General features: G+C 41.2%; 14 protein-coding genes. 5 read left to right on the top strand and 9 right to left on the bottom strand.

What is annotated here, in order from left to right; genetic code table 11:
* Window positions 1–100: 100 nt before the first annotated feature.
* Both H539_RS0119665 and H539_RS0119660 read right to left on the bottom strand, forming a co-directional pair.
* The gene (locus H539_RS0119665) at window positions 101–670 is read right to left on the bottom strand and encodes a beta-class carbonic anhydrase (protein ID WP_026694942.1); all 570 of its coding nucleotides are present in this window, start codon (window positions 668–670) and stop codon (window positions 101–103) included.
* Window positions 671–791: 121 nt separating this feature from the next.
* Window positions 792–1,592, bottom strand: a complete 801-nt coding sequence (locus H539_RS0119660) for a hypothetical protein (RefSeq protein WP_026694941.1) — start codon at window positions 1,590–1,592, stop codon at window positions 792–794.
* 1,023 nt (window positions 1,593–2,615) lie between these two features.
* Between H539_RS0119660 and H539_RS0119650 the strand changes: the two genes are divergently transcribed.
* Window positions 2,616–3,176 carry a GNAT family N-acetyltransferase gene (locus H539_RS0119650; protein WP_026694940.1) on the top strand — a complete coding sequence of 187 codons (561 nt, stop codon included), beginning with the start codon at window positions 2,616–2,618 and terminating at the stop codon, window positions 3,174–3,176.
* A 37-nt stretch (window positions 3,177–3,213) separates the two neighbouring features.
* Here the strand turns inward: H539_RS0119650 and H539_RS32875 are convergent, their stop codons facing one another.
* On the bottom strand, window positions 3,214–3,363 hold the full coding sequence (locus H539_RS32875) for a YflJ family protein (RefSeq protein ID WP_081415972.1): 150 nt from the start codon (window positions 3,361–3,363) through the stop codon (window positions 3,214–3,216).
* Window positions 3,364–3,552: 189 nt separating this feature from the next.
* Here H539_RS32875 and H539_RS0119640 point away from each other — a divergent pair, with 189 nt between their 5' ends.
* From H539_RS0119640 to H539_RS0119630, 3 genes are all read left to right on the top strand, one after another.
* Window positions 3,553–4,914, top strand: a complete 1,362-nt coding sequence (locus H539_RS0119640) for an MATE family efflux transporter (protein WP_026694939.1) — start codon at window positions 3,553–3,555, stop codon at window positions 4,912–4,914.
* A gap of 129 nt (window positions 4,915–5,043) precedes the next feature.
* On the top strand, window positions 5,044–5,475 hold the full coding sequence (locus H539_RS0119635) for an Hsp20/alpha crystallin family protein (protein WP_026694938.1): 432 nt from the start codon (window positions 5,044–5,046) through the stop codon (window positions 5,473–5,475).
* Window positions 5,476–5,530: 55 nt separating this feature from the next.
* On the top strand, window positions 5,531–6,025 hold the full coding sequence (locus H539_RS0119630) for an Hsp20/alpha crystallin family protein (protein ID WP_026694937.1): 495 nt from the start codon (window positions 5,531–5,533) through the stop codon (window positions 6,023–6,025).
* A 43-nt stretch (window positions 6,026–6,068) separates the two neighbouring features.
* On the opposite strand, the gene H539_RS0119625 is transcribed toward H539_RS0119630, so the two are convergent.
* Together H539_RS0119625 and H539_RS0119620 are read right to left on the bottom strand one after the other, a co-directional pair.
* Window positions 6,069–6,770 (bottom strand): CAP domain-containing protein, encoded by a 702-nt coding sequence (locus H539_RS0119625; RefSeq protein ID WP_026694936.1) that lies wholly within the window; start codon window positions 6,768–6,770, stop codon window positions 6,069–6,071.
* A gap of 395 nt (window positions 6,771–7,165) precedes the next feature.
* On the bottom strand, window positions 7,166–7,441 hold the full coding sequence (locus H539_RS0119620) for a hypothetical protein (protein ID WP_026694935.1): 276 nt from the start codon (window positions 7,439–7,441) through the stop codon (window positions 7,166–7,168).
* 111 nt (window positions 7,442–7,552) lie between these two features.
* Here H539_RS0119620 and H539_RS0119615 point away from each other — a divergent pair, with 111 nt between their 5' ends.
* Complete coding sequence (locus H539_RS0119615) at window positions 7,553–7,801, top strand: hypothetical protein (protein WP_026694934.1); 249 nt, start codon at window positions 7,553–7,555, stop codon at window positions 7,799–7,801.
* A gap of 17 nt (window positions 7,802–7,818) precedes the next feature.
* On the opposite strand, the gene H539_RS0119610 is transcribed toward H539_RS0119615, so the two are convergent.
* From H539_RS0119610 to H539_RS0119590, 4 genes are all read right to left on the bottom strand, one after another.
* Window positions 7,819–8,241, bottom strand: coding sequence for a MarR family winged helix-turn-helix transcriptional regulator (locus H539_RS0119610; protein ID WP_245602222.1), 423 nt, complete (start codon window positions 8,239–8,241; stop codon window positions 7,819–7,821).
* A gap of 96 nt (window positions 8,242–8,337) precedes the next feature.
* On the bottom strand, window positions 8,338–8,529 hold the full coding sequence (locus H539_RS0119600) for a DUF2188 domain-containing protein (RefSeq protein ID WP_026694932.1): 192 nt from the start codon (window positions 8,527–8,529) through the stop codon (window positions 8,338–8,340).
* A gap of 98 nt (window positions 8,530–8,627) precedes the next feature.
* Complete coding sequence (locus tag H539_RS0119595) at window positions 8,628–9,536, bottom strand: CobW family GTP-binding protein (protein WP_026694931.1); 909 nt, start codon at window positions 9,534–9,536, stop codon at window positions 8,628–8,630.
* 180 nt (window positions 9,537–9,716) lie between these two features.
* Window positions 9,717–11,192: a lmo1851 family serine protease gene (locus tag H539_RS0119590; protein ID WP_026694930.1), complete on the bottom strand. Its 1,476-nt coding sequence runs from the start codon at window positions 11,190–11,192 to the stop codon at window positions 9,717–9,719.
* Window positions 11,193–11,212: the final 20 nt, after the last annotated feature.

Below are 11,212 nucleotides of genomic sequence, written 5' to 3'. Positions count from 1 at the left end.
TTTTCCTTCCCATGGACTGATTGGCTTATGACCGAAGGCGGCAGTTCGCAGCTGGATTCCACAAAAAATCCAGGCATACTATTCTGCCTGGACGGTACTTTTATTTTTGATTTTCGTATCCATTCACAATAAGATCCAGCTTTCCTGTCGCGGGGTCAATTACCATTCCATGGATTGGTATATCGCCGGCGATCAGCGGATGGTTTTTGATTAGAGATACGTTGTGAGCAACACTTTCGGTTACGTCTTTGAAACCTTCAAGCCATTTATGCAGGTCAGTGCCGGAGTTCTCAAGGGTTTGGATGACTTCGTCTGTAATTCCTCTTTCTTTCATCTTGTTCAGGGTCCTTTCCGGATCCATTCCGGACATTCCGCAGTCATGGTGGCCGACTACGATGACTTCGTCCGCTCCCAATTCATATACTGCTACGATAAGCGAACGGATGATGGAGCCAAACGGATGGGCGATGACCGCTCCTGCATTTTTCACGATTTTCACATCACCATTTTTCACATTCAGTGCTTTAGGAAGAAGCTCTACAAGACGGGTGTCCATACAGCTCAAGACGACCAATTTCTTCTGCGGAAATTTATCCGTCCGATACTTTTCATATTCTTTGTTTTCTACGAATTTTTGATTGTGTTCTAAAATTTGATCTAATAATGCCATAGCTAACCCTCACATTTATTATTTTACTGCGTCATTTTCTAATGGAATATGGTGTCCTAAGACGCAGTGTTATAAAAAAATTATAACAAAGCTTCAAGGAAATGAGTCAAGAAATGCTTACTCAATTTTTCCTGCTGCTATAGAGAGCTGTACAAATGCCCAGCGCAGCAACCTTGTCCTCTAATCCCGCTAGCTCATGAAAGTGCAAAATAGGTGTATTGACTTCAAACCGCTCTCCCCATTCTATGGGCATGATCCCGCATTGAAGACTCCCTATTTTCTTTCCTTGTCTATCCTCCAGACTGAACCCGCCCAGTCCTGTTTGAATAGATACCGGAATCCATGGCTTGTGATTAGAATCCGTCACCATTCCCTTCAATGCAAAAAGTGAATGATTGATGTTCTCTTTATATACTCCTATTATTTCTCCTTCTTTATTCTCCATGATTAACGTATTGGCCATTACGCCTTTCAGAATAAAAGCTGCCATCAAACGGCCCTTTGAATCAAACAGTCCGTATCTTCTGGTAAACATTGCCGCCAGCGGGCCTGGAATGAACCATAGGAAATTTTTTCCCTTTAAATCCTTAATTTCCCCAAGGCAGTTTCCTCCAGGTTCGAAAAGGAGCAATCTTAGTGTAGGGGCAGGCAAAAAGGAAAACAATATGTAGCTTTCTTCAAACATATTTATAAGCGCTGATCCATGGCATCCTGCATGCTTGTCTATTTTCGCTTCAAGCAAAAAGCACCGGCCAATGGAATACGTGCCAAATAATAAAAAAGGAGCTGTAATAAGAAAAATATTCCCATGGAGCCTGCCAAAAGCGTGAAAAAGAAAAAAAAGAGAAGCGATGAGAAGAGAAACCCAGGCTGAATGATGATGCATTTTTGAAGTTTCCCTATAATAGTTTTGAATATCCATTTAATAACTCCTTTATGTTTTCATATAAAGAGAAACATCGCTTACTCTATTTATAGCTGCCTCCTAGCGTAAATATGTAAATTTTTTATTAATACTAGGAAAACAGCTCAAATAAAAAGGCAGCTAATAAATCCGGTTAGATTTATCAGCCACCTTCAACCCGTCATAGTACTTCACTCTGTTTTCTTTTAGATCGATCACTTATCAATTTCAATATAAACATTTTATCCTGTAATGAAAGCATTCTCCAGCTCCCCGCTTTGATCACCATATCCAGCACTCCTTACATTTATATTTGTTGGAAACGCCGCATTGAAAAGTAAAATCCTGCCTACTACTATTTAATCCTTTTATACCGCCAATTCAAACAAATGAAACAACAAAAATTCCAACAAATTCCGTTTGAATTCGAATAAGGCAAGCGAAATAATAAAATAACTTTGACTCATTGCCATGCCTCTTGTCGAATCCAGTTCAAAAAAAGTTCAAAAACCTTGCCTCAACATGAAAATTGTGCGGTCATTCATTTATTTTTTTGTGTTTAAAGGAATTATTAGATGAAGACTTCATTTTTTAATTAAAATTCCAGAATACAATACTTCCATTATATTCCTTTTATTTTTAAAAAAATCCGGCTGCCGGGAGCAGAAATAAATCGATTGGACAAGCTATAATTTTTCCTTGCAATCCTTGAAAAGGCTTCACATCCTTCCTCAATCCCGGCTCTGCAGATTCTATAGAAAGAGCTAGAAAATTGACGAAAAAAATAGTAAAAATTCCTATTTCCTTTTTCACAAATTTTTAGTATTATACGTTCGTATAGTATATTTTTTAAAAATCATTCACAAAGTATCATGTCTGATAAAACTAGGGAAGGCAAATGGTGAGCCATCGGTAAACACCGGTTCTAGTGGGTTCGATTCCCACCCCGAAATTTTTTAATGCTGAATTTGTTGAAAAATTTCGAGGGTGGGCTCATTTTCCAATGAGCGAATTCTGCCCTCATGCGGAGGGATAAGTTCTATGTTAAAAAAGAGAGAGTTAAATGATTGCCACACTCTTTATGAATTGATGACCCATCCGGATGTTTTCCCGTTTGTCCGCCAAAAAGTTCAAACCTATGACGAATATCTTTTCGTTACAAAGCAGACTATTGAAGCAGAAGAACAGGGCGAGCTGATTTCCCGGACCATTCTTGACGAGTGGAGCAACCCAATCGGAACCATTTCGCTTTTTGACATTGAAGAAAACGCTGGATTTTTAGGCACTTGGCTTGGTAAAGAGTATCACGGAAAAGGTTATAACAAACTTGCTAAAGATGCCTTTTTTAATGAGCTGTTTTTTGAGCTTGGAATCGAGAACGTATTTCTAAGGATCCGTAAAGTCAATCAGCGATCTGTGAACGCAGCAAAAAAACTGCCTTATGCTGTCTTGGCAAATGAAACACGAAAAGCCATGTATGATTCGATTAATCAAACTGAAGAGATATTTGATCTATTTGAAATCTCCAAGGATTTATATACATTATATATCATGCGCCAAAATACACCGGCAGATGACGAAAATCATCTCCTGGAAGCATAGAAGTCAGGCCTTCAGTATATGAACTGAAGGCCTTTTCTCATTCATTTTCTTTTTTCATTTCATGATATAGGTTTCTGAGGATATGGATTCTATACAGTTCGAGTTTTTTTCTTTCAATTGGATGTTTCGAAATTCCCATTTCCTTTAACTCCTTAATAAACCAGCCCTTGGAATAAGTAAAAGCCACCTTTTTCTCCCCTTTTCCGTTCAATTTCTCCCCTGCTGTGGCAGACTTTGGCATGTACCTTTCCCATCTTATGTAAAGATTCTGAAAAAAATGTACCTTCTCCTCACAGTTCGTATGCGGGATTTATTTAGGCGGGGGCTGCCAACTTGTGCTATAATCTTGTTCATTGAAGAAAGTTGAGGTTCTCCTATGAAGCAGACATACACACTAAAACAAAAAGTCAGACAACTCATTTTCATTCTCCTGCCCATTTTTCTAACGCAGCTGGGGCTTTTTTCCATGACCTTCTTTGATACCATGATGTCCGGAAAATCCAGTCCTGCTGACTTAGCTGGAGTAGCGATTGGAAGCTCCCTATGGGTGCCTGTTTTTACCGGCTTAAGCGGAATCCTTCTGGCAATCACACCCATAGTAGCCCAGCAGATTGGGGCAAAAAAAAAGGAAGAGGTGCCTTTCTCTGTTACCCAGGGAGTTTATCTATCGTTTTTCATGGCCCTCCTCGTTATCCTGGCAGGATCATTTGTTTTAAATCCTATTCTTTCTTCCATGGATTTAGCGCCGAAGGTCAGGAATATTGCCCATGACTTCCTGTGCGCCCTCAGTATCGGAATGGTTCCCTTATTTGTTTATAATGCGTTAAGGGCTTATATAGATGCTTTGGGACAGACAAAGGTGTCGATGTTCATTACCCTGCTTTCTCTGCCTGTAAATGTGCTGTTAAACTACCTCCTGATATTCGGTAACTACGGATTCCCGAGACTCGGCGGGGTTGGCGCAGGCTATGCATCAGCCATTACTTATTGGATTATCTGTCTGGTTGCGGCTCATGTCGTTTATCATAACGCCCCTTTCACAGCCTATAAGGTCTTTCGCAGATTCTACAGCATTTCGCTGAAGGAATGGAAAAACATTCTGAAGATTGGAATCCCTATCGGATTCTCCATTTTTTTTGAGACAAGCATATTCTCGGCCGTCACCCTGTTAATGAGCGGATATAGTACGACTGTCATTGCTTCTCATCAGGCAGCCATGAATTTTGCCTCCTTTTTGTATATGATTCCCCTCAGCATATCAATGGGGCTGACGATCCTGGTAGGCTTTGAAACAGGGGCAAAGCGAATTAAGGATTCCATTCAATATTCCTTCCTTGGAATCTGCTTAGCGGTGGTACTTGCCTGTGTATGCGGTATGATTTTATTCTTTTTACGAGAAAGGATTGCTTCCTTATATACAAACGATCCAGAAGTGTTGAAGCTTACAGCCCATTTTCTGGTTTTCGCCCTGTTTTTCCAGCTTTCGGACGCCATTCAGGCCCCGATCCAGGGCGCTCTCCGCGGGTATAAGGATGTGAATGTTACGCTCATCATGTCGCTGATTTCCTATTGGGTCATAGGTCTTCCAATAGGATACCTGGCAGCCCATTTTACAAACCTCCATGCTTTTGGCTATTGGATCGGTCTAATAGCTGGACTGGCAGCTGGAGCGATCACACTTTCATACCGTCTTATTATCGTCCAGCGGAAAAAAATGAAAGAACTATATGCGGGTTAGTGATTGAAAGGAGATCGGGAAAGACATCCCGGTCTTTTTTATTCGTATTTAGATATCATCCAATAGAAAAACCTAAACAGAAGACTCTCTACATACAATGTATAAAGCCACATAAACAGGGGGCCTCTTATGAATAAAAATCCGAATAGCTTTTCGGGATGGGCAGGAAAAAAAGGCGGAGATTTACTTGGAGATCAGTTTTGGTCTTATTTTGATAACCTTATGCCAAGGGCTTTTCCTGCAATTGATCTTTTTGAGGCAGATGGAGAAGGGCATCTTTTTGCCGATATCCCGGGGATTAATCAGCTGGAGTCTCTGCAAATTAAAGCACAGGGAGCCCATTTGACACTTAATGGTGAGATACCCTATCCCTATAGTGTGCCAGAGGAAGTCCTGCTGCGCAAAGACCGCTATTTCGGGAAATTTGAACGGACCGTTCTCATCCCATTTTCTTATGATCCAAATAGCATAGCAGCTGCCTATGAAAACGGGGTCTTACACATTGTGTTCAAAAAAGTGGAGAAATCGAAGGATGTACAAATCAATCTGCAAAACGATTAATTCTGGCTTTCCTAACGTTTGTGACTTATGCTGCATATGATACAGGGGATATACTATGAACCGAAAGGAAGATGTGGTTTTGTTTCCCTGGAATATGCTGTTTCCTTTTGGAAAAAATACAGATGACATCATGAAAAAAATGAATTCAATGGAGTTTCAGCCATACATGGAAAAGTTTTTTTCTCAGTTCTTCCCTAATGGCAAGGGGATGGAGGATAAAGGATTCCCTGCCTCTTTATTTAAAGGGGGATTAAACACAGCTGGAGCCCCCTCACCATCCGGGATCCAGGTGTTTGAAACTCATGATTCTGTCTATGTAAGGGTCCCTGTCCGGGATTCCGCTTCTCTTAAGAGGCTGAAAATTTATCATACGACCAATCAGCTTATTTTGGATGGCTTTCCCGAAAAAAACAATAAGGAACTTATCACCCTGCCCTCCATTGTAAAAAAGAAAGGTGCAAGCGCCCTGCTAAAGGAGGACATTTTGGAAATCAGTATTCCAAAAGGAGAAGATATGCAATACTCTGAAATAAACTTTATGGAAAAATAAAAGCAAAAAAGACTAAGCCAATTTCGGCTTAGTCTGCTGTTTATTATTTAGAGATGAATTGTTGTGTCCAGTAGTTTCCATCCGCTACATAGCCCACACCAATATATGTGTATCCGCTGTTCAGGATGTTGGCACGGTGGCCGGCACTGTTCATCCAAGCATTGACAACTTCCTCTGGAGTACGCTGTCCTTGTGCGATGTTTTCACCAGCAGATTTGTAGCTGATTCCGAATTTCTTCATCATATCAAATGGAGATCCGTAAGTCGGGCTTGTGTGGTCAAAGTAATGCTTGTCATGCATATCTTGAGACTTCATACGGGCTACTTTGCTAAGCTCTGGATCTACTTTTAATGGTGTAAGACCTTGTTTTGAACGTTCTGCATTTGTTAATTCTACAACTTTCTGCTCATAAGCACTTAGAGTGCTTGCAGATGATGCTGGTGCAGCTGTTTTAGCCGGTGCTGGTGCAGCTGTTTTAGCTGGCGCTGGTGCAGCTGTTTTAGCCGGCGCTGGTGCAGCTGGCATAGCTTGAACAGGTGCTGCCTGTCCTGGGCATGGGATAGTTTTGTAGTTTCCAAGATACTTATTAAGATAGTTATTTAAATCCTGGTAATTGTTAAATTGAATGACTGTAGGCTTAACAGTTTCTTGTGTGATTGTTGCTGCATGTGCTTTATTTGTTGCCGCCCCGGTAATGGAAATTGCTGCAGCTGCTGCGATTGATAATAGGAATTTGCTTTTCATTCTATTATTTCCTCCCCTAGTTGCATTTGTATTTGTTTTGCTGACAAGGAAATCATAACATGGATTTCTCGTAATATTTGAGCCACAGTTTTCCATGTAGTTTAGCATGTATAAAACTTGGATAAGGAAACAGGACCAAGGTCTTAGAAAAATAAAAAAAGCCTTGCTGCTAAAGGGTGAAACTAGCGCCAGGCTTTAATTGGTTATTTTCGTAAAAAAAAGCAATTTTGGTACTTTCGCATCAACCCTTCCATAACCTGCTACCAAACTTGGGATTGACAGATTTTTAAAAAGTTCCTCTTTGTAATCTATATTTCAGTAATATTACAATTGTTAAGGAATGTTAATGATCGTTTACCTAGTGTAATCTTGCAAATGAGTGCGCTTCCACCCTTTTAAAGTGAATGAAAGATCTCCTTATATAGGTGTGACAGTAATTCTTTTAGTTCCCGGTTTAACCCTGAGGCCTCCAGCCTCATAAGCCCTGATTGTAATTTATCTTCCTTCGTCTTTCGGATTCTTGGGTGGGAATTTTCATCCAGAAGCTCCCTCCGAATCAATTCCCGCAGCGATAAACTGGCTTCCGCTTCTGTTTCTTCTTCCATTCCCCGGTTATTCCAAAGGGAAAGATACATTTGCAACAATTCTTTCTGAGTGATTTCCTTTTCCATTAAAACCTCCGCTTATTTTAGCTGTATGATAGATGGTGAATCTCCTTAAAAACCGTTTTTCTACATATTATATAAAGGATGGTGAACAATAAGTAAAAAGGAGGTGTGAACATGGCTATACCTTATCGCTGTCCAAACTGCAAAACCAATCGTTCCCGCTTTAATTTTATCCAGCAGGTACCAGCCTATATGAAAATCCATCCGGAAACCGGAGAAATTATAGAGGAATATACTAGCGAGAATTTGGAGGCTTATCATTTTAAATACAGTGGACCTCAGTATAAACTGCAATGCGGTACCTGCGGCTCAATTGGGGAGGAGCAGAGTTTCGCTGCGTTTGGGTCCATGAATCAGCCTTAACGGCTTCGTACACACTATTACTTCCAGTCTGCCAAAAGCTTTTTATAAAGCTCATTAAATAGAGAGAGCTCCTCCTCCGATAGGATGCTAAATTGAGTGTTGAAGTATTCAGCCCTCTTTTCGGCAAGCTTTACATATAATTCTTCACCTTCATCCGTAAGGGTAATTTCCACTACCCTGCGGTCGTTTTCTGTCCGTCTTCTTGTTATGTAGCCTTTTTTCACAAGGATATCAGTAACATTGGTGATATGGCTTGCAGATACTTTAAGTTCCTGAGAAATCGCAGAAGCCTTCTGAGGACCTTCATTATGCAGAATTCTCAGTACTCCAAATTCATTTCCGTTAATCGCACTTCCATATATCTGCTGTAAATCGCTTCTGATCGTTCTATAGAACTGCCTGTGAAAATTCAATAATTCAATAATCTTATCTTTTCTCAACTAAATCTATCCTTTCATCGTTCCGCTCGTCTCTTCTCTTTATATTAACAAAAAAATGACCCGGAATATACACCGGGCCATTATCATTTTCTCCGCTCATTTCCTCTCCTTTTTTTCTGAAGGATGATCATGGATGTATTCCTTCGCCTTTTTAATTGCAATAGGAATGGCCCTTCCCTCATCATACTCTTCCTCAAGGAGGGCGTTCGCTATTTCTATCGCTTTTTCTCTTACAGGTCCGTCCAAGTTCTTCATGGAATTCGGATAATCTTTTTTCGTCCAGGGCATGGGACGGCCTCCTTTATCATTGCTGGTCATAAGATTTGTACTCTCTATCATTTCTTCCCTGCAATACTGGTCCGCAAACCCCTTGCCCTGGCAGGCCCTTACTGCTCCATATCCGATAATTGCTGCGCAAGTCTCTGCTTGTCCAGCTGCTCGCCAATAACGACAAGCTTGAGAGGCATCTTCATTTCCTGGTTCATATAAAGAGGCATTCCATAGGAATATTGGAAGAGCACCGGCCGTGTATGTGATTTAAACGGCAAAAACCCTTTCATTCGGTATATGGATTCCGGCAGGCTCCTTAGCCAGTTTTCAAAATCTGTCTGGCTGATACTTCCCTTAAAATCATAGGTCAAAGCGGACAGCTTGAGCTGCCTGCCAATGTCCGCTTTGGAATGCTCCGTTTTTTCTGTCATATTGACAGTCTGCAGCTGCTTTATGGATACAGCCGCATTTTGGGTAAGCACAATTTCAGCAGAAGAATTAATAGACTGTATTTCAAATACAAAGGCAGCTGCTTCTATTTCGGCCACTAAATCCATCTTATTAAGAAGGAGAAAGTCCCCATGATATACCTGTTCATACAGGAGCTGTCTGACCTGGGGAGAAAACTCCTCCCTTCTTTTCCACCCAAGCAGATCCACAACCGTTATGATGCCTCTGTATTTGAGCTTGTCGGCGAGAAACGGGCTCATAATGCTGTCCAGAACTTCGACAGGATGAGCGGCTCCTGTTGTTTCGATATAAATGGCATCAAGCTCATTCTGGCTGAGGAGTTCCTGAACCTGGCTTTCAACTCTGTCCTGCAGCGTGCAGCAGATGCACCCGTCATAAAGCTCCTTTAACGGAATGCCTTCATCAATGAAATAAGAATCTAAAGAAACCTTCCCCAGCTCGTTCATAAGTACCGCTATTTTCCGGCCAGCCTTCTTTTCCTGGGAGATAATATTTGCCAGCATCGTGGTTTTTCCGCTTCCTAAAAAGCCGCCGATGATAAAAACATCTGTCATTTTGGTATCATCACCTTTTCCATTCTAAAAATACACCAGGACCTGCTTAAGGTCATGTCCATAAAAAAACCGGCCCCCTTTGGCTTTGCCCGTTCATAACTCTAAACTCTGAACATAATGCAGGTTTATGCCGGGTAAGCATGTAAGGGTGGCCAGTCTTTTATTCATCAGCTTATCTACTTATTTTGCTATTTTTCCTTTAACTGCTTCCTCTGCTTTTTCCAGCTGCACATCATGGGCTAGGATTTTTTCCCTAAGCTTGGTCATCAGAGCAAGCGTCGTTTTGCCTTCGATGATTCCAGTCTGCGGAAGCTTGCTGTCCTGCTGGAATTTTTTCACAGAAACCTGCAGTTCCTGATCAAAGTACCCGTCTGTTTTGCCTGGGTTATATCCTACGGCTGATAACATTTGTTCTGCTGTCTTAATTTCGGCAGAAGAATTATTTATAGTCAAGGCTTTATCAGGAGACAGCATAGGGAGATTCGCATATGCTGGAAGCTTCACTTCAATATCCGGGTTGATGCCTTTTCTATGGATCCAATTCCCTTTCGGTGTAAGCCACTTGGCCATGGTATACTTCACATTTGATCCATCCTTGAAATCCTCTGTGGTCTGGACGGTACCTTTACCAAATGTTTTCACACCGACAAGCGGAATATCTGCCGATTCCTTTAAAGCTGCAGCGACAATTTCCGAAGCGCTCGCGCTTCCCTCATCAACCAAAACTACTACCGGGTAATCAGGCTTTCCGCCAGTATTTTTCGATTTTGCAATCTGTTTATGCCCTTCACGGTCTTCAACCTGGAATACGATCTCATCCTTAGGAACAAAAAGACTTGCAATCTGCAGAGCCTGATCCAAAAGTCCTCCAGGATTTTGGCGGAGGTCGAGCACCATTCCCTTCATGCCCTGTTTTTTCATGTCATTGATGGCTTTTTCCAGTTCATCGCCTGTTCTTTCAGAAAAGCTTGTAATCTGGATTCTGGCAATTTTATCTTTGTCCATTTTTGCATAAACGGTTTCAATTGGAATTGTATCTCTTGTAATGGAGACACTTATCGGCTGAGATGTACCTTCCCGCTGGATGAGAAGATCTACTTTGGTACCCTTCTTCCCTCTGATGAGGAGTACAGCTTCATTGGCCGTCATGCCTTCAAGCTTCTTTCCATCTACACTTAATACAATATCATTTGGCTTTAAGCCAGCCTGTTCAGCAGGTGAACCTTTAATCGGGGAAACGATGGAAATCTGATTTCCTTTTTGCTGGACTTCTGCCCCAATTCCTTCAAAGCTGGATGAAATCGTTTCATGAAAGTTTTTGGCCTGATCTTCATCCATATAATCCGTATAAGGATCATCCAGGGAAGTTATCATTCCCTTAATGGCTCCATCAATTAATTTTTTTTGATCAATTTTTGTATAATATTGCTTATTCAAAGTATCATACGTTGAATAAAGCTTATTAAATTCCTGCCTGTCACGGCTGATCGGCTGCACCTGCTTCTTATCGCCGAACGTAAGAGCTGTCAATGTAATGCCGGCAGTAAGGAAAATCAGCAGAAATATTCCCATAATAAAAGGAAATCGTTTAATCCTGATATATCGGGAACCTGACTGCTCCTGCTGCATTTCTTCCCTCTTTCCTTCTTCTTCCATGTATTTCACCACTTTCAGGA

Source organism: Peribacillus kribbensis DSM 17871 (assembly GCF_000430765.1).
Lineage (GTDB): Bacteria > Bacillota > Bacilli > Bacillales > DSM-1321 > Paraperibacillus > Paraperibacillus kribbensis.
This window is presented reverse-complemented; position numbering and strand designations above follow the sequence as displayed.

Excerpts from the sequence above, each read along its gene's own strand:
- H539_RS0119650 (WP_026694940.1), top strand. The coding sequence starts at position 2,616 with ATGTTAAAAAAGAGAGAGTTAAATGATTGCCACACTCTTTATGAATTG.
- H539_RS0119600 (WP_026694932.1), bottom strand. The coding sequence starts at position 8,529 with ATGCCCTGGACGAAAAAAGATTATCCGAATTCCATGAAGAACTTGGAC.
- H539_RS0119625 (WP_026694936.1), bottom strand. The coding sequence starts at position 6,770 with ATGAAAAGCAAATTCCTATTATCAATCGCAGCAGCTGCAGCAATTTCC.
- H539_RS0119615 (WP_026694934.1), top strand. The coding sequence starts at position 7,553 with ATGGCTATACCTTATCGCTGTCCAAACTGCAAAACCAATCGTTCCCGC.
- H539_RS0119640 (WP_026694939.1), top strand. The coding sequence starts at position 3,553 with ATGAAGCAGACATACACACTAAAACAAAAAGTCAGACAACTCATTTTC.
- H539_RS0119630 (WP_026694937.1), top strand. The coding sequence starts at position 5,531 with ATGAACCGAAAGGAAGATGTGGTTTTGTTTCCCTGGAATATGCTGTTT.
- H539_RS0119665 (WP_026694942.1), bottom strand. The coding sequence starts at position 670 with ATGGCATTATTAGATCAAATTTTAGAACACAATCAAAAATTCGTAGAA.
- H539_RS0119595 (WP_026694931.1), bottom strand. The coding sequence starts at position 9,536 with ATGACAGATGTTTTTATCATCGGCGGCTTTTTAGGAAGCGGAAAAACC.
- H539_RS0119620 (WP_026694935.1), bottom strand. The coding sequence starts at position 7,441 with ATGGAAAAGGAAATCACTCAGAAAGAATTGTTGCAAATGTATCTTTCC.
- H539_RS0119635 (WP_026694938.1), top strand. The coding sequence starts at position 5,044 with ATGAATAAAAATCCGAATAGCTTTTCGGGATGGGCAGGAAAAAAAGGC.
- H539_RS0119590 (WP_026694930.1), bottom strand. The coding sequence starts at position 11,192 with ATGGAAGAAGAAGGAAAGAGGGAAGAAATGCAGCAGGAGCAGTCAGGT.
- H539_RS0119660 (WP_026694941.1), bottom strand. The coding sequence starts at position 1,592 with ATGGATATTCAAAACTATTATAGGGAAACTTCAAAAATGCATCATCAT.